The organism is Pseudoflavonifractor sp. (genome assembly GCF_050943825.1).
In the GTDB taxonomy this organism is placed as follows: domain Bacteria; phylum Bacillota; class Clostridia; order Oscillospirales; family Oscillospiraceae; genus Pseudoflavonifractor.
Genome location: NZ_JBMNPX010000004.1, coordinates 194473 through 210865, shown reverse-complemented (window position 1 = coordinate 210865; position 16393 = coordinate 194473). Strand labels below are relative to the sequence as shown.

At 61.8% G+C, this 16393-nt stretch carries 11 protein-coding genes; 4 read left to right on the top strand and 7 right to left on the bottom strand.

Features of this window, described 5'->3' with window-relative positions; all coding sequences use genetic code 11:
• Window positions 1-16: 16 nt before the first annotated feature.
• From ACOX7T_RS06245 to ACOX7T_RS06215, 7 genes are all read right to left on the bottom strand, one after another.
• Window positions 17-1225 (bottom strand): OFA family MFS transporter, encoded by a 1209-nt coding sequence (locus tag ACOX7T_RS06245; protein WP_433441014.1) that lies wholly within the window; start codon window positions 1223-1225, stop codon window positions 17-19.
• The gene (gene buk, locus ACOX7T_RS06240) at window positions 1225-2301 is read right to left on the bottom strand and encodes a butyrate kinase (RefSeq protein ID WP_433440929.1); all 1077 of its coding nucleotides are present in this window, start codon (window positions 2299-2301) and stop codon (window positions 1225-1227) included. The genes ACOX7T_RS06245 and buk overlap by 1 nt, the downstream gene beginning before the upstream one ends.
• Before the next feature lie 14 nt (window positions 2302-2315).
• On the bottom strand, window positions 2316-3224 hold the full coding sequence (locus ACOX7T_RS06235; protein WP_433440927.1) for a bifunctional enoyl-CoA hydratase/phosphate acetyltransferase: 909 nt from the start codon (window positions 3222-3224) through the stop codon (window positions 2316-2318).
• A gap of 108 nt (window positions 3225-3332) precedes the next feature.
• Window positions 3333-5021, bottom strand: a complete 1689-nt coding sequence (locus ACOX7T_RS06230) for an amidohydrolase (protein WP_433440925.1) — start codon at window positions 5019-5021, stop codon at window positions 3333-3335.
• Window positions 5022-5082: 61 nt separating this feature from the next.
• Entirely contained in the window at window positions 5083-6459 is a 1377-nt protein-coding gene (locus ACOX7T_RS06225) for an aldehyde dehydrogenase family protein (protein ID WP_433440923.1), read from the bottom strand.
• Window positions 6460-6709: 250 nt separating this feature from the next.
• Window positions 6710-7537 carry a helix-turn-helix domain-containing protein gene (locus ACOX7T_RS06220; RefSeq protein WP_433440921.1) on the bottom strand — a complete coding sequence of 276 codons (828 nt, stop codon included), beginning with the start codon at window positions 7535-7537 and terminating at the stop codon, window positions 6710-6712.
• 44 nt (window positions 7538-7581) lie between these two features.
• On the bottom strand, window positions 7582-8841 hold the full coding sequence (locus tag ACOX7T_RS06215) for an MFS transporter (RefSeq protein ID WP_433440919.1): 1260 nt from the start codon (window positions 8839-8841) through the stop codon (window positions 7582-7584).
• Between the two features lie 242 nt (window positions 8842-9083).
• Here ACOX7T_RS06215 and ACOX7T_RS06210 point away from each other — a divergent pair, with 242 nt between their 5' ends.
• From ACOX7T_RS06210 to ACOX7T_RS06195, 4 genes are all read left to right on the top strand, one after another.
• Window positions 9084-9437, top strand: a complete 354-nt coding sequence (locus tag ACOX7T_RS06210) for a nuclear transport factor 2 family protein (protein WP_433440917.1) — start codon at window positions 9084-9086, stop codon at window positions 9435-9437.
• A 370-nt stretch (window positions 9438-9807) separates the two neighbouring features.
• Window positions 9808-12294 carry a LuxR C-terminal-related transcriptional regulator gene (locus ACOX7T_RS06205; RefSeq protein WP_433440915.1) on the top strand — a complete coding sequence of 829 codons (2487 nt, stop codon included), beginning with the start codon at window positions 9808-9810 and terminating at the stop codon, window positions 12292-12294.
• Window positions 12295-12460: 166 nt separating this feature from the next.
• Complete coding sequence (locus ACOX7T_RS06200) at window positions 12461-14809, top strand: FMN-binding protein (protein WP_433440913.1); 2349 nt, start codon at window positions 12461-12463, stop codon at window positions 14807-14809.
• Window positions 14810-15031: 222 nt separating this feature from the next.
• On the top strand, window positions 15032-16180 hold the full coding sequence (locus ACOX7T_RS06195; RefSeq protein WP_433440911.1) for an iron-containing alcohol dehydrogenase: 1149 nt from the start codon (window positions 15032-15034) through the stop codon (window positions 16178-16180).
• The last annotated feature ends 213 nt before the right edge of the window (window positions 16181-16393 follow it).

Here is a 16393-nt window from a genome sequence, read left to right as displayed (position 1 = left end):
GGCGGAGTGTACACGATTATTTGGGCCGCCGGATGCACAGCATGACGGCAAAAGCCACGACTGAGCACACGGCCAGGGCCACCAGGGTACTGACATAGCTCTGGCTGGCGTCGTACAGGGCGCCGGCGGCAGTGCCGGCGAAGGACGCCACCAGCAGGTTCATATTGCTGATGGAGAAGTTGACGGGGTAGTTTTTCTGGCCGAAGAAGCTGCTGATCACGGCCGAACCCATGGTGGGCGCGCCGCCATAGCCCAGGCCGGTGACGATAAAGCCGGCCACCACCAGCGGGAAGCTGTGGGTGAACAGAGCAGCCATGAGGATCAGTACGCCCGCCAGGCTTACCACATTGACGGCGGTCATGGTCAGCTTCCAGCCCAGCTTGTCAAACAGCCCGCCGAAGAGGACACGGCCCAGGCCGTTGCAGATGGAGATGAAGCCCACCACCAGGGTGATGACCCCCGCGTCCACGCCGGGGCCCACCTGGGATGCAAAGGGCTTGGCCTGGGAGATGACAGCCAGACCGATGCCGCTGATGAGGACAGCCCACAGGAAGAAGCACCAGAAGCTGGGGGTGCGGACCATGCGGGCGGGGGGGATATCCGGTCCTCCCGCGCTCTGGGCGCCCTGAGTGGGGGCGGCAGGGGGAGGCAGCCGGAAGAACAGGGACCCTACGCCGATGACCACAGCCATCACAACGCCCATAATCAGGAAGGTCTGTCGCCAGGCGCCCGTCTCAGCGGGGGTCATGGCGTCAAAGAGGGCGCCCAGCACCATGCTGCTGGAGCCGAAGCCCATCAGCAGCACGCCGGAGATGAGCCCCTGGTTGTTGGGGAACCACTTGGTCATGGTGCTCATCACCGAGTTGTAGGCAAAGCCGGAGGCCGTGCCGCACAGTACGCCGTAGCTCACATAGAGCATGGGCAGGGAGTTGGCCCGGGAGACCAGGAAAAAGCCCACCAGGAACAGCGCCGCGGAGAAAAGGACATTGGCGCGCACGGGGATACGCTTGGACAGGTTGCCTGCGGCGAAGCCGCCCAGGCAGAAGAAGGCCATGCAGATGGTGAAGGTGAGGGACAGCTCTGCCGCGCTCCACTGGGGGAAATCCGCCCCGATGGGGGCGGCAAACACGCTCCAGCCGTAGACAAACCCGGCGAAGAGGAGCACCACCAGGCCTACCGCGGCATAGAGCCACCGCATAGCGCCGGAAACCGCTTTTGTCTCCATCACAGATCTTCCACCTTCGTAAAGGTGCGGGCCTGCTCCTGACCCCGCAGAACCCGGAGCACGCCGGTGGCCAGGGACTCCATCTCATTCTCGCCGGCGTAGACATGGACGGGGGCGATGAAGGACACACGCTGGGTAATCCAGTCGGTGATCATCTTGGAGTGGGCCACGCCGCCGGTGACCAGAATGGCGTCCACCTCGCCGTGGACCACAGTGGCCAGCGCGCCGATGTGCTTGGAGATGTTGTGGGCCATGGCCTCATAGACCAGGGCGGCATGCTCGTCGCCCTCGGCGATCCGCCGCTCCACCTCACGGCCGTCGTTGGTGCCCAGGTGGCCCATCAGGCCGCCCTGCTTCTTGACGTAGTTGTACAGCTCCTTAAAGCTCTTGCCCGACTCCGCCGCCAGCTTCAGCGTCTGGAAGGTGGGAAGTCCGCCGGTCCGCTCGGGGGAGAAGGGCCCTTCCTCATCGGAGATGAGGTCGATCATTCTGCCGTTCTGGTGCAGGGAGATGGTAATCCCGCCGCCCAGATGGGCCACAATCAGGGTGAGCTTCTCATACTCGGTGTGGTTATCCTTGGCGTACTTATGGGCGATGGCCCGCATGTTCAGGGGATGGCCCAGGCTCTTGCGCCGCATCTCGGGCAGGCCGGCCACCTTGGCGATGGGGGTCATCTCATCCACCGTGACGGGGTCGTAGACATAGGACTTGAGGCCCAGCTCGTCGGCAATGGACTTGGCGATGGGGGCGCCCAGGTTGGAGGCGTGCTCGTTCTCCGGGCGGTAGTGGAGCTGCCAGATCATGTCGTCGTTGATCTCGTAGGCGCCGGAGCGGACCGGGGGCAGCAGGCCGCCGCGGGAGACCACGGCGGTGAGAGTGTCCCTGGTCACGCCGTTCTCCTCCATGGTGCGCAGCACCAGGTCCCGGCGGTACTCGTACTGGTCAAAAGGCTCCTTGAAGGGGGCCAGCTCCTCCTTGCTGTGGTTGATGGTCTTGACGAAGAGGGGGGTCTCGTCCTCATAGACCGCAATCTTGGTGGAGGTGGAGCCGGGGTTGATGACAAGAATTCGTTCCATTTAGGCCTCCTATCTCAGTCGTGGGTCATGGACGCGGCCAGGCACAGGGCGTTGTACTTCTCCTCGGAGGAGGAGCCGCGGCTGGTGACCACGATGGGGCATTTGGCGCCCACCACAAGGCCGGCCATCTTGGCGCCCGTCATCTCCACCAGGGACTTGCCCAGGATGTTTCCGGCGGTGATGTTGGGCACCACCAGGATGTCGCAGTCGCCGGCGCAGGGGCTCTCATACCCCTTGGTGATGGCCCGCTCCTTTACCATAGCCAGGTCGAAGGAGATGGGGCCCTCCACGATGCAGCCGGGCAGCTGACCGGCCTGCCACATCTCCTTGAGGGCGGCGGCGTCGGTGGAGTCCACGGACTTGGGGTTGACCTTCTCGGCGGCGGCCAGCACACCCACCTTTGGCTCTTCGTAGCCCAGGGCCCGGAGGGCCTCCACGGCGTTGAGGATAACGTCCTTCTTCTGCTCCAGAGTGGGGGCAAGGAGCATGCCGCCGTCGGTGGTGATCAGCAGCTTGTGATAGGCGGGAATCTGGTTGATGGCCATGTGACTCATGGTGCGGCCCTGGCCCAGGCCGTGCTCTTTATTGACCACGGCCCGGAGGATGTCGGAGGTGTCCAGCTTGCCCTTCATGATGAAGTGGGCCTTGCCCTCCCGTACCAGGCGGACGGACAGGGCGGCGGCTTCGGCGAACTCGGGGGCGTCGTACAGGTCCTCCTCGGGGACGCTCTCGCCCATTTTGGCCAGGATCTCCTGGATTTTTGCCTTGTCGCCCACCAGGACCGGGACCACAATGCCCTCGGCCCGGACCTTCATGACGGCCTCCAGGGTGTGCTCATCCTGGGCGGCGGCCACTACCACACGGCGGGCTCTGACGTGGGCCTTGGCATGAGCCACAAGACTTTCAAAACTCGTAAAAATCATGGTGCAGTCTCCATTCTGTGAGAAATGCCCGCAGGGGCGGAAAGAGGAGAGGGGGCGGGCGGCAGGAGAGATGAGAGCCGCCGCCCGCCCGTGGGAAAGGCAGAGAAATCAGGCCTCGTAGACCACTTTGCCGTCACAGATGGTCATGACGACCTTGGACGCGCCGATCTCGGTGACAGGGCAGGTCATGATGTCGGTGTCGAGAATCTGGAAGTCGGCCACCTTGTTGACCTCGATGGAGCCGCGGACGTGCTCCATATGCTCCTGATAGGCGCCGTTGATGGTGTACATGCGGATGGCATCCTCACGCTTCATAGCCAGGTCGGGACGGGCGCAGTAGCCGTCTGCGGTAGTACGGGTCATGCAGAACTGCATGCCCTGGCGCCAGTTCATGGAGAAGCAGGTGGAGTCGGAGCCGCCGGTGAGGCAGGCGCCCAGGTCGGTGTAGGCCTGATAGTCGAAGATCTCCTCCTTGTCGGTGAGGACGGGGGTGTTCCAGCCGAAGACGATGTTGGCGGCAGTGGGCTGGATGGCGGCCAGGATGCCGTTCTTCACCATCTTGGCGGCGCACTCCTTGGTGGTGTCGTCGCAGTGGATGAGGAAGTGACGCAGGTCCTTGCCGGGGTAGAGCTGGTTGGCCTTGGCCAGACCCTCGATGCAGGCGTCCATGGAACCGCCGCCGCAGGAGTGGATGCAGATCTGCCAGCCCATGCGGTGCAGCTCGATGATGGTGCGCTGGACCTCCTTGATGAGGGTGTCCTCGTCCAGGCCCCAGGCGGTGACGAAGGAGCCCTCGGGGCGGATGCCCTTGCGCTGCCAGGTGGGGCCGCCCAGGTCCACAAAGAACTTGATGGCGTCGCCCTTGACCCAGTTTCTGTCCTTGAACTCGGGGATGCTGGCGGGAACCCGCTCAGTACCGCGGATGATGGAGTCGTAGCTCTCCTCGCCGCCGATGGCGGAGAAGTAGTTGATGGACACGCGGGCGGTCAGCTCACCGCGCTCGGCCATCTTCTCGTAGATGTGGATGGGACGGGTGCCCCAGGTGCCGCGGAACACGTGCTCGCCGCCCTCGCCCAGGATGTCGGTGTGGGAGGTGATGCCCTGCTCGTTGAGGGCGTGCTGCACCCGGCGGATGGCGTCCTCCAGCTCAGCGTCGGTGAGGATGGGGCACTTCTCGCACAGCAGGTTCTGGGCGCCCCACTCGTGGAAGCGGCCCACAGGCTCGCCGTTCTCGTCCCGGTCGATCATACCCACGCTGGCGGGGATCTCGGGGTAGTTCTTGTCAATGCCCGCAACCTCCAGAGCCTTGGAGTTGCACACCATGGAGTGGAGGGAGAAGTCGGTCATGGCCACAGGTACGTTGGGGGACACAGGGTCCAGGTCCCAGCGGTTCATGATGCGGTTCTCGGCGGCCAGCTCCTTGATGTTGCTGTCCACGAAGCCGCAGCCGAATACCCACTGGCCGGGGGCGGCCTCGTCACAGGCCTTCTTCAGCTTGGAGAGGATCTTGTCCATGCAGTCGTACTCGGGGCCGGAGAAGTCCAGGAAGGTGGGGGACAGGGTGTAGCCGGTGTGGACGGCGTGCATGTGGGAGTCGTTGGCGCCGGGCAGAACCAGCTTGCCGCCGGCGTCGATGACCTTGGTGTCGGGGCCGATATAGGCCTCCATCTCGGCGTTGGTGCCCCGGTCGATGATCCAGCCGCCCTTGGTGGCCACAGCCTCCACATAGGTGAAGTTCTTGTCCACGGTGGCGATTTTACCGTTCTTGATTACGAGATCAGCTTTGACTGCTGCCATAATATGACACCTCCAAATATAGTGCGGCGGGAGCTTCCGCCCCCGCCGGCGGGGACAGGGGTTAGTCGGCCCAGATCTGGTCGTGGGTGGGAATCTGATCCGGCTCCTTCATCCATCCAATGCGGGAGATGTTGATGAGGTGCTCGTAGGTCAGGTTCTCGGAGATGGAGTTGTTGCCCCAGGAGCCGCAGCCCAGGGTAGAGGTGGGGTTGAAGCCGTTGGCCAGAGCAGGGTTGGCGGCGAAGATGCCGGGCTGGTTGACCAGCAGGCGGGACACGGGCAGCACCACGCCGGCCAGCTCGGCCTTCTTCTGGTCGTAGGTGTGGACCACGGCGGAGTGGCCTGCGCCCTCATAGAGCAGGTTGGCCTTGGCCACTTCCAGGCCCTCCTCGAAGGAGTCCACCGCGATGGCGATGGTCACGGGGCACATCTTCTCAGCGCACAGGGCGTCCTTGGCACCGGCGTTGGCCTTGTCTACCTTCAGGAGGATGATGCGGGTCCACTCGGGGATCTCCACACCGGCGGCCTCGGCGATGTCCTTGGGGTACTGGCCAACCAGCTTGGAGTTGATGTGCCGTCCGTCGGGGAAGAGGGCGGTGCGGAACTTCTGGACCGTGTCGGGGTCAGAGACATAGTAGGCGCCGGCATCCTTCATAGCGGCGAGGAACTCGGCCTCGTCGCAGGCAGGGTAGATGGCGGACTGGTTGCCCGCGCAGATGAGGCCGTTGTCGTAGCTGCGGCCGGCCACGATCTGCTCGGCGGCTTCCTTGTAGTTGAAGCCCTTGTCGATGATGGTCTGCACGTTGCCGGGGCCAACGCCGAAGGCGGGGTGGCCGGAGGAGTAGGCGGAGCGGACCATGCCAGCGCCGCCGGTGGCGATGATAACATCGGAGTTCTGCATCAGCAGCTGGGTGCACTCGATGGAGGGCTCCTCAATGCACTGGAGCAGGTTCTCAGGGGCGCCCAGCTTGGCCAGGGCCTCGTTCATAATCTGGACGGTGTGCAGGGTGGTCTTCTTGGCGCGGGGGTGGGGAGCCACGATGAGCACGTTGCGGCCCTTGAGGGCGTAGGCGGCGTTGAAGACGGCGGTGACGTTGGGATTGGTGCAGGGGGCCACGGAGCACAGGATGCCCTTGGGCTTGGCCACGTAGGCCAGATGCTGCTCCTCGTCGTAGCCGATGATGCCAACGGACTTCTTGTCCTTCAGGGAATACCAGATGCCGTCGGGAGAGCCGGAGTTCTTTCCGATTTTGGAGGTCAGATCACCCAGGCGGGTCTCCTCTACGGTCTCTCGGGCCAGCTCCTCGGCGTGCTCGCCGAAGGCCACCAGCACGGCCTTGACGCAGGCATCTACCTGCTCCTGATTGTACTTCTCAAACTCCACCAGGGCCTTGCGGGCGTTGGATACAAGCTGGGATACCAGTTCCTGATTGTCCATGAAAAGGACCTCCTTATGTTTGATAAGCCAAGTGTAACACCGAATTTTGAAGGTCTATTGTACAAAACGGAACATAAACGGATAAAAAATAGATAGTCGTTTATGCAAAATGCCGTCCCGGCCGAAGCGGCCGGGACGGCATTGGAGTGTGAGCCGACGGGCGGTGTGGCGCCCGTCGGGAAAGGAATGCGGCTGGAGAGAAAAGCCGCGCTGGAAAGCATATGTAATGCGTAGGGAACAAAGTCCAAAGCTATGTAAGCTGAAGCACCTCGCGCTGGTAGCGCAGGGGGGTAGCACCGGAGAAGCGGCGAAACTCCCGGTTCAGGTGGGACTGGTCAAAGTACCCGTTGTCAAACGCGATATCTGAGAGGCTGCCGACCTCACCGCCGCTCCGGGCCAGCATACGCACCGCGTTCTGGAAGCGCATGATGGAGGAGTAGTTCTTGATGGAGATGCCGTGGGACTCTTTGAACTTCTCACGGCAGTAGCGGCCGGTATAGCCGGTGTAATCGCTGATGGAGTCCATGCGGATATTGCCCCTGGCCTGACAGAGCTGAAGCTCGGAGTACTCTACAAAGTCGGGGGTATACTCCGGGTCGGCCAGCTGCCGCCGGGCAAACTCGGCCACAATGCCCACGCGCTCGTCAAAGGTGGAACTGGCTGAGAGCATTTCCGTCACCCACCCGGCGTCAGGGCAGTCCTCCCACAGAGAGATGGACTGGTCCACCAGATCCTGCCAATCAGTGCGCAGAGGGCGCATCCCCTTGGGGCTGAAGGGCTTGAAGCCGAAGTAGACGGCGTTGGGCTCCAGCACCAGCTCACGGGGCGCGGTCTGGAGTCCGCTGACCACAGCGGCGGGGGAGCCGGGGGTGCAGCGGAAGAGAAAGTCAATGCATGCGTCGGGAATCAGCCGGACAGGGGCGCCGTCCTCACTGGTCTGGAATTGATAGCAGAGAGCCAGGTTCTTTTTGGAGTAAGGATTCCAGGTCAGGAGGCGTTCATTGTACCGCAGCTGCCGGGACAGGTCCGGCTGGAGAGGCGCGATGTATTTGTCCGAAATGACAGACGTGGTGCTCATGATACATCCTCCTTATAGTCCTAAGTCCGTTTATGCGGCGCTCATCAGGAATCCGCGCCGCCGGGGCGGGTTTCATCCAGGAAAAAGCCGATGATAAACGAGACCAGATTGACAAAGCCGAACAGGAACAGGCTCCACTTCAGACCAAAGGCGTGGGCGGCCACGGCGTCAGTCACGGGGGCGATGCCGGTGAGGAAGGTGGTGAGCCAGCCGCCGATGGTGGGGGAGACAAAGCCGGAGAGGAAGGCAGTGGCGTTAAAGAGGGCAAAGGCCGCGCCGGAACGGCTGGGGGTCATGTCCTTGAGCTCCATGCACATGGTGTAGAGCACGGGCATCCACATGCCGTTGCCGATGCCATAGATGGCGGTGCCCACCAGGGCCAGGGGCACACTGAAGCTCACCGTGGAGATGAGCACGGTCACACCTACGAACTTGAGAATCTGACCCACGATCAGGATGGGCTTCCGCCGTCCGGTCTTGGACATCACGGCTCCGCCCAGGATGCTGCCTACCAGGCCGATCAGGGGGAAGGCCAGGGCGGCGCAGAGATTGGCCACAGAGGGGTCCATGCCTCCGCCTTCAGCGATGAGGGTGGGGAGAACCACCACCATGTAGGAGTAGCAGAAAAAGTCCATGATGAATACCAGGCAGAGCAGCTTGATATTCTTCCGCCGCCAGAGGTTGCGGTAGATGCCCCGCTCCGGCAGCTCCACCACGGCGCTCTGGGGGATATCCGCGGCACGGATGCACACCAGCCACACGATCATCAGCGCCAGCAGCACAACGCCCCAGATACCCATGGCCACCTTCCAGGAGCCCAGCAGGTTGGACAGGGGGAGCATGAGGGCGAAGCTGATCACGGTGCCGATAAAGGGGAACATGCCGTTGAGGGTGTTCATGGTGTCTCTGGCTCTGCCGGTGTACCAGTTCATGATGGCAGAGCCGATAAAGGGGATGGCCAGGCCGAAGCCGATGGAGTAGATACCGCGGGCCAGCAGGAACAGGGGATAGGTGGGGGACCAGAAGTTGAGCAGAACGCCTGCGGTGAGGAAGAACTGGGTGCCCAGGTAGAGCTTGCGGATGCCAAGACGGCTCTCCAGAATACCGCCGGCCAGACAGGCCACAATACTCATGGGAAAGGTAATGGACACCGACAGGTTGAGCAGGGCGTCCTGCCCTGCCAGCTGGTAGTACTCACTCAGGACGCTGAGAATGGGAGAGGGGGCCATCTGCTGCACATATCCGATGCCGATGGTCATGATCACCAGAAATGTCATCAGGGGCAGTTTTTGGGGGCGTTGCATGGGGATTCCTCCTTCAATGATGTGTTTCTCGGAATGCCGTGCCCACAGACATGGAGAAAACAGCCCGTACAGAGAGGAACGCCTCTTTTTTGCACCTGAGACAGCCCAATATAGACTGTTCTCATAACTTTTTCTACGGGAAAAGAGGGGGGAGTTCCACTTTTTACAATATGAACGGGGCGATTTCCGGTAGTCTGAAGACGTGCACGGGCAGCCGTGAAATAAGAAGGAGGAGATGGCCTATGATAAATGCGGAGGTCGAGCGGGTCCGCGAGGTGGTCCGGTGCTATATGGATGCCACCCGCAGGGCCGATATGAGTGCGCTGGAGCGCTGCTTTCACAGAGATGCCAGGGTATCCGGCTGCCTGGGCGACAGGATTATGACCGGAATGCCCGCCACCTTTCCGGAGACAGTGCCCGCCGGAGAGGAGAAGCATCAAGCTCAGCTGCTGTCTTTGTCGGTAACCGGACGGATTGCCGACGCAGTGGTGTATGAGGCGCCATCCCCCGGCAAGGCAGGGCTGGAGCACCACCTCCAGCTCATTGAGGATGGGGGAACCTGGCGCATCATCGCCAAGAATTTTACAACCGTTTGACGGGAGGGACATGGCGCTTGCCCTTCCGGCGGACTGCGGAGACAGGTCCCGCGACTGGAAAAGCAGGCCATGGATTTTAATCACAGGCCGGAGAAAGCGCACTGTGCCTCAGAGCGCTTTTCCGGTCGCAAGCATGATGTACGTTTTGGGGAAACACCTTGCTGTATCTCTATACTACCCCAAACGGACAGCATCGTGAACTATCACAAGTGATAGTCCTGATAATAACTTGTGCATGAGAGACAAAAAGGAAAGCCGAGTCTATGCGCATTTTGTGCCCATATGGTATACTCTGAATATCAAACCGACGGAAACCAACATAATAGAGCAAAAACATCCAAGAAGTCTCAAAAAACGAGGGGTGGTATAGATGAAACTTCCTGGAACCAAAATTCTATCCCGTGCCCGGATAAACCGGCATCTGGACCAGATACTCGCCTATCCGCTTACTGTTCTCCGCGCACCCATGGGCTTTGGCAAGACCACAGCGGTCCGGGAGTATTTTCATACCCAGCGGCTGGAGCTCATCTGGCTCTCTCTGCTGGGTTCCAACGGATCCATGGCCTATTGCTGGGAACGGCTCACCTCCAGAATCGCCCAGCGGGACACCAAGATGGCGGGAAAGCTGCTGGAGCTGGGTTTTCCGGAAAACCCGCCTCAGCAGGCCAAGATTGTGACCCTGATCTGTGAAAAGAAGTACCAGGAGCCCACGGTCCTGGTGATAGACGACTACCAGCTCATTGACTGTGAGGAGACGGCGTCCCTGCTCACCCTCATTGTGGGAGAACGGGTGGAGAACCTGCATATCGTCCTGCTGGCCCGGGATACGCCCTGCCTGCCTGTATCCGACCTGGAGCAGCGGGGGCTGTGCTGGCTGGTGGGGCAGGAGGTGCTCCAGTTCCGGGTGCCCGAGATCAGGGCCTATCTGGAGCTGATGGAGTACCCGGCGGAGGGAGACCTGGCGGAGCGGCTGGGCCGCTGGACAGGGGGCTGGATTTCCGGCATCTACCTGATTCTTCGGGGTATGAGCCAGGGGCTGCCCATCGGTGCGGGAGAGGACATCAACCAGCTGCTGGACCGCAACCTGTACAGCACCTACGACAGAGAGACCCAGACCTTTCTCCAGAAGCTCTCCTATCTGGACGCCTTCACGCCCGAGCAGGTGGCCTATGCCTTTGAGGACTCCGGGGCTGCCGGGCGGCTGGTGGAGTTGGTCCAGGGCAATGCCTTCATTACCTTCAATTCGGCTTTGCGCGCCTACAAAATAGTGGATCTGTTCCAGAAGTTTCTTCAGGAACGGGCGTCCCGGGAGGGGGTAGAGCCCGGACCTCTCTGGCGGAGAATGGGACAGTGGTTTCTGGAGCGTGGGAAGCGGGTGCTGGCCTATGACTACCTGTACCGGGCAGGAGAGGTGGAGGAGATCCTCCGGGATCTGAACAGCATGGAGCCCAGGGATATCCAGTTTGCCCAGTTCCCCCAGGTCCACAAAATATTTGACGGGCTGGCCCCCGAGACGGCCTTCCGCTATCCTCTGGCCACCCTGCGCCATATCAGAGTCAAGGCCCTCAGCGATCCGCCCTCCGCCCGGGGCGAGCTGGAGCGGCATCTTCAGAATCTGGAGGCCCATTTCCTCAGCGCAAAGGATATCAGCGAAAATTACCGCACCTTCCTCCTGGGGGAGATCCACAACACCTGGATTTTTGTGGCCTTCAACGACGTCCATGAGATCGTCCGCCACGGTGAGCTGGCCGTGCGCTACTTCAACGGCCGGTACTCCTGTGTGGTGAGCAACCGCACGGAGTTTACCTACGGCGCGCCCCATCTGCTCTACTGCTACTATAAGGAGCCGGGGCGGCTGCGGGACACCGCGGAGTTTATCTCCCAGCATTTCCACATCCTGGCCCAGGCGGTGGAAGGCTGCGGCTCTGGCAGCGAGCCTCTGGCACTGGCTGAGTACGCGCTGGAGACAGGCGATTTTGAGAACGTGGAGATCAACGCCAGGAAGGCCATCTATCAGTCCCATTTTTACCGTCAGACCTCCATTGAGCTGTGCGCCACCTTTGTCCTGGCCCGGCTGGCACTTTACCACGGCAAATTCCAGGAGGGTGAGCGGCTGCTGGAGGAGCTGTCCCAGCGGGTGAGCGGAGAGAACAGCAGTGTACTCAACACCACGCTGGAGCTCTGCTCGGCCTATATCAGCAGCTGCTTTGGAAAGGTGGAGCAGATTCCCGCCTGGCTGCGGGAGAACGACATGGGCACAGGGAACTTTATGTTCCAGGGCATGGCCTTCCCCTATATCGTGTGCATGCGGGCGGGGCTGCTTACCGGCGCCTTTATCCGGCTGGAGGTGCTCTGCCAGGAGTTCCGCAAGAAGTTCGACATCTACCACAACCAGCTGGGGTATATCCACAATGACATCTGCTCCGCCATTGCCAAGGAGAAGCTGTACGGCATTGAGGCGGGCTGCCAGGAGCTGGAGCGGGCTCTGGTGCTGGCCGCCCAGGACAATGTGGTCATGCCCTTCGCGGAAAATGCGCTGGGCCTGATGGATATGCTCCGCAAGCTGCGCAACTCTCAGCGGGTGCCCCAGGAATTCCTGGGCCGGGTGTTCCGCTGCTGTGAGCACTATCAGCAGGCTGTGTCTGATCTCTTCCCGCTGGCGGTGACCCTGTCGGAGCGGGAGCGGGAGATCCTCCAGATGCTGGCCAAGGGGATGAAGCACGAGGAGATTGCCGCATCCCTCTTCATCTCTGTGCCCACCGTCCGCTACCATGTGAAAAACGCCTATCAGAAGCTGGAGGTCAACAACAAGATGGCCGCCATCCAGAAGGCGAGGACAATGGGACTGCTGGATTGAACAGAAAATACTATCAGCAAGACTATCATTTGTGATAGTGCCGGTCTGTTGCGTTTTTGTTCTCGTATTGATATGTTAAATCGGTGTCAATCAGACACGGAAGAATTTTGCGAGGAGGAAACGCAAATGAAGCTGAAGAAACCGCTCTCTGCTCCTTGCCGGTGCCATGGCGCTTACCGTGGCCGCCTGCACCCCCTCAGAGGCACAGCCCTCCGGCAGTCCCTCTGGTTCCCAGCCCGCTCAGGGCGAGACCGTAACCATCACCAAGACCGCCCAGGGCTACGGCGGCGAGGTGACCGTGACCGTCACCTTTACCGACGGCGTCATCACTGCTGTTGAGGCTGTGGGCGAGTCCGAGACCCCCTCTCTGGGCGGCGTGGCGCTCACCGAACTGCCCCCCAAGATTGTGGAGGCCAACAGCGCCGATGTGGACGGCGTCAGCGGCGCCACTATGACCTCTCAGGCCATCAAGAACGCTGTGGCCGAGGCCATCGCCGAGGCAAACGGCGAGAGCGTCCAGACCGCTGAGGTCAAGATGAAGCCCGGCACCTACACCGCCCAGGCCAGCGGCTTCTCCCTACTGATGCCCCTGGAGGTCAGCGTGACCGTCAGTGAGACCGCCATTGAGCGCATCGAGCTGGGCGAGAACGCCGAGACCGCTCCCTTTGTGGCCGCCGCCATGGAGAAGCTGGTGCCCCGCATGCTGGAGGCTCAGTCCGTGCGGATTGACTCCATCACCGGCGCCACCGGCTCCAGCTCCGGCATCAAGCTGGCAGTGGAGGCCGCGCTGAAGGAGGCTCTGGCCGCCGGCGGCGCGGAGGAGTCCGCCATCCAGAACTTCTACTCCGTGCCCGAGAAGGTCAGCAAGCAGGAGACCATTGAGACCGACATTCTTGTGGTGGGTATGGGCGGATCCGGCACTGCCGCCGCCATGAGCGCCGCTGAGGCCATGTATGCCGCCGGCGGCAACGACCCGGAGAAGGTGAATGTCCTGGCCATCGACAAGGCCGGCAAGTACGGCGGCACCTCCTGCGTCACCGCCGACACCATGGGCATCAACGCCCCTGTGTATGACGAGACCTACCACGGTGGCAAGGACTATGTGGACGCCGAGGTCATGAAGGCCGACTGGAACAACTTCACCAAGGGCGACGCCAAGCAGGACCTGCTGGACCTGTTCTTTGACGAGTCGGGCAACACCATCGACTGGCTCATCAGCCACGGCTTTGACTACGGCGAGGGCTCTCCCGACGGCGAGGGCTTTGAGTACGGCGGTCCCCAGCGCGGCTTCACCGACCAGGATGTGTACTACTGCAAGTTCCAGTACACCGGCCAGGGCTACGGCAACTGGAAGAAAGAGACCGGCGCTATGTTTGACTCCATCATCGAGGACTACACCGCTCTGGGCGGCGAGTACATGCTGGAGGTTGAGGCCACCGAGCTCATCTACGACGAGAGCACCAACACCGTCACCGGTGTGAAGGCGGTGGGCTATGACGGCACCGAGTACACCATCAATGCCAAGGCCGTCATCTCCGCCACCGGCGGCTTCTCCAACAATGCCGAGCTCCAGGAGGAGTACCTCTCCAACGAATACTATCCCCTCAAGGGCGCCTGGCTCATGTACGGCATGACCCAGAACGACGGCAAGCTCTTTGCCTCCGCGCTGGACATCGGCGCCGGTACCTATAATATCGGCATGCCTCCCATGGTGCACCTCCAGGGCGCGCCCATCACCCTGCATGAGTACCCCGTGGAGATTGTGGGCGACGAGAACGACCTGGGCTTCTGGTCCAAGCTGCCCCGCCGCAACTCCCTCAACGACTTCCCCAACGCCCTGGCCAGCGCCACCTACGGCCTCCAGGTCAACATGGAGGGCGAGCGCTTCTCCAACGAGGGCGGCACCTTCCAGACCTGGAAGTCCGGCCCCCGGTATTACACCATCTGGTCCGATGATTTCTTCCAGTCCGTCAAGGAGAACGGTCTGCCCGTCAGCTTCAACGATGACCTGACCTGCCAGGGCGGCATCGACGCGGGCCGTCCCATCCCCGAGGTGTACGATATCATCGACCTGTGCATTGAAAAGGGCATCGCCTACAAGGCCGACACCCTGGAGGAGCTGGCCCAGATGCTGGATGTGGACCCCGCCGTCCTCACCGACAACGTGGCCCGCTACAACAAGGCCGTGGAGACCGGCGTGGACGAGGACTTTGGCAAGGACGCCTCCCTCCTGACCACCGCCATTGCCGACGAGGGCCCCTACTATGCCTTCGTGGGTGCCTCCTTCATCTACTCCACCGTGGGTGGCCTGGATGTCAACACCGACATGCAGGTGCTTGGTTCCGACCACGAGACCCCCATCAACGGCCTCTACGCCGTGGGCACCGACTCTCTGGGCGTTCTGTTCAGCGAGCAGCGTGAGTACGTCACCTACGGCGGCGCGGCCCAGGGCTGGGCCTACACCTCCGGCCGTCTGGCGGGCAAAGCGGCCGTCAGCGCCATTCAGGCGGAGTAAGCCAACCGGCTCAGGACAATTCATATCTGAACCATCAGCCGCGGGAAGAGGAGCAGTTTGCTGCTCCTCTTCCCGCGGATTTTTGTCCCCGGCAGACCGGACCGGGCGCTCCATACGGTCCCTTCCAGTGCCGATTTTTACAATCGTCTCTCCCGGCTTCGACGGTAAAATAAGGCGATAGATAACCGGCGATAAGCCATACTTGCGAGGAGGAGTTTTATCATGCAGTTTGAGCTTGTACAGAATGTAAAAATCGTGTTTGGCGCTGGAAAGCTGTCCGAGCTGGGAGAGCTTGTCAAACTGGAGAACAGCAGCCGCCCCCTGGTGGTGACCGATAAGGGCATTGTGGCCGCCGGGATCGCCGGAAAGGTGCTGGATGTGCTGAAGAACGCGGGTCTGGAGCCGGTGCTGTTTGACGGCGTGCAGCCCGATCCCTCCACCGCCGTGGTGGCCGCTGCCTGGGAGACCTATACCGCCCAGAGCTGCGACCTGGTCATCGGCCTGGGCGGCGGTTCCGCCATGGACACCGGCAAGGCTGTGAACATCCTGCGGTATAACGAGGGCCCCATCATCCGCTTCGCCAAGGGCGAGGAGATGAAGGCTGCCCCCGGTCTTGTTGTGGTGCCCACCACCTCCGGCACAGGCAGCGAGCTGTCCGATGGCCTGGTGATCACCGGCGACGACGGCGTGAAGTACCCCATCCTGGCCACCCTGGCCTCCTCCGAGTACGCCGTTGTGGACCCGGAGCTGATGGTTGGCATGCCGCCCCACATCACCGCCTCCACCGGCTTTGACACCCTGGCCCACGGCGTGGAGTCCTACACCGGCACCGCCGCCACCCTGCTGTCCGACCAGATCTCCAAGCGGGTCATGGAGATGGTGACCCGGTGGCTGCCCGTGGCTGTGGCGGACGGGAGCAATATCGAGGCCCGCAGCAACATGGCGGCGGCCTGCCTCATGGGCGGCTGGATGCTGCGCTACGGCCACACCCACGCGGGCCACTCCCTGGCCCACGTCATCGGCGCCCACTTCCACATTCCCCACGGCTTCGCCTGCGCCTATGCCCTGCCCTATGTCATCGAGTTCAACGCCCCTGCCGCGCCGGAGAAGACCCGCCGGGTGGCCAAGCAGTTCGGTGCGCTGCTGACCGGAAACGAGACGCCCGAGGAGCTTGGCGCCAAGGCCCGGAATGCCCTGATCTCCTTCCGGGACGTGGACCTGCACCTGAAGGGGCCCAAGGAGTGGAACATCGACCGCTCTCTGTTCCCCCAGATGGCCAAGGAGATCTCCCAGGAGCTGTTCCAGGCCTTCAATCCCCGGAAGATGACCGAGGAGGATGCTCTGGCGCTGCTGGAGAAGATTTTTGCCTGAGAGAAAAAAGAAACGGCAGGGCCGGACACATCAGTGTCCGGCCCTGCCGTTTTTTCGGAAAAAGATGCGGCGGGCCGCTGACGGACTGGAGGAGACGGGCTCAGAGGGCGGCCAAGCGCTTGGAGATAATGTACCAGGTCCCATCCACCTTGATCAGGTGGAAGAAGTCCACCAGGGTGCTGTTTCCGGTATGCCGGGCATTTCCGGTCTTTT

Coding starts and splice junctions, on each gene's coding strand:
- ACOX7T_RS06205 (WP_433440915.1), top strand. CDS start 9,808: ATGAAACTTCCTGGAACCAAAATTCTATCCCGTGCCCGGATAAACCGG.
- ACOX7T_RS06215 (WP_433440919.1), bottom strand. CDS start 8,841: ATGCAACGCCCCCAAAAACTGCCCCTGATGACATTTCTGGTGATCATG.
- ACOX7T_RS06225 (WP_433440923.1), bottom strand. CDS start 6,459: ATGGACAATCAGGAACTGGTATCCCAGCTTGTATCCAACGCCCGCAAG.
- ACOX7T_RS06195 (WP_433440911.1), top strand. CDS start 15,032: ATGCAGTTTGAGCTTGTACAGAATGTAAAAATCGTGTTTGGCGCTGGA.
- ACOX7T_RS06210 (WP_433440917.1), top strand. CDS start 9,084: ATGATAAATGCGGAGGTCGAGCGGGTCCGCGAGGTGGTCCGGTGCTAT.
- ACOX7T_RS06245 (WP_433441014.1), bottom strand. CDS start 1,225: ATGGAGACAAAAGCGGTTTCCGGCGCTATGCGGTGGCTCTATGCCGCG.
- ACOX7T_RS06235 (WP_433440927.1), bottom strand. CDS start 3,224: ATGATTTTTACGAGTTTTGAAAGTCTTGTGGCTCATGCCAAGGCCCAC.
- ACOX7T_RS06200 (WP_433440913.1), top strand. CDS start 12,461: ATGGCGCTTACCGTGGCCGCCTGCACCCCCTCAGAGGCACAGCCCTCC.
- ACOX7T_RS06230 (WP_433440925.1), bottom strand. CDS start 5,021: ATGGCAGCAGTCAAAGCTGATCTCGTAATCAAGAACGGTAAAATCGCC.
- buk (WP_433440929.1), bottom strand. CDS start 2,301: ATGGAACGAATTCTTGTCATCAACCCCGGCTCCACCTCCACCAAGATT.
- ACOX7T_RS06220 (WP_433440921.1), bottom strand. CDS start 7,537: ATGAGCACCACGTCTGTCATTTCGGACAAATACATCGCGCCTCTCCAG.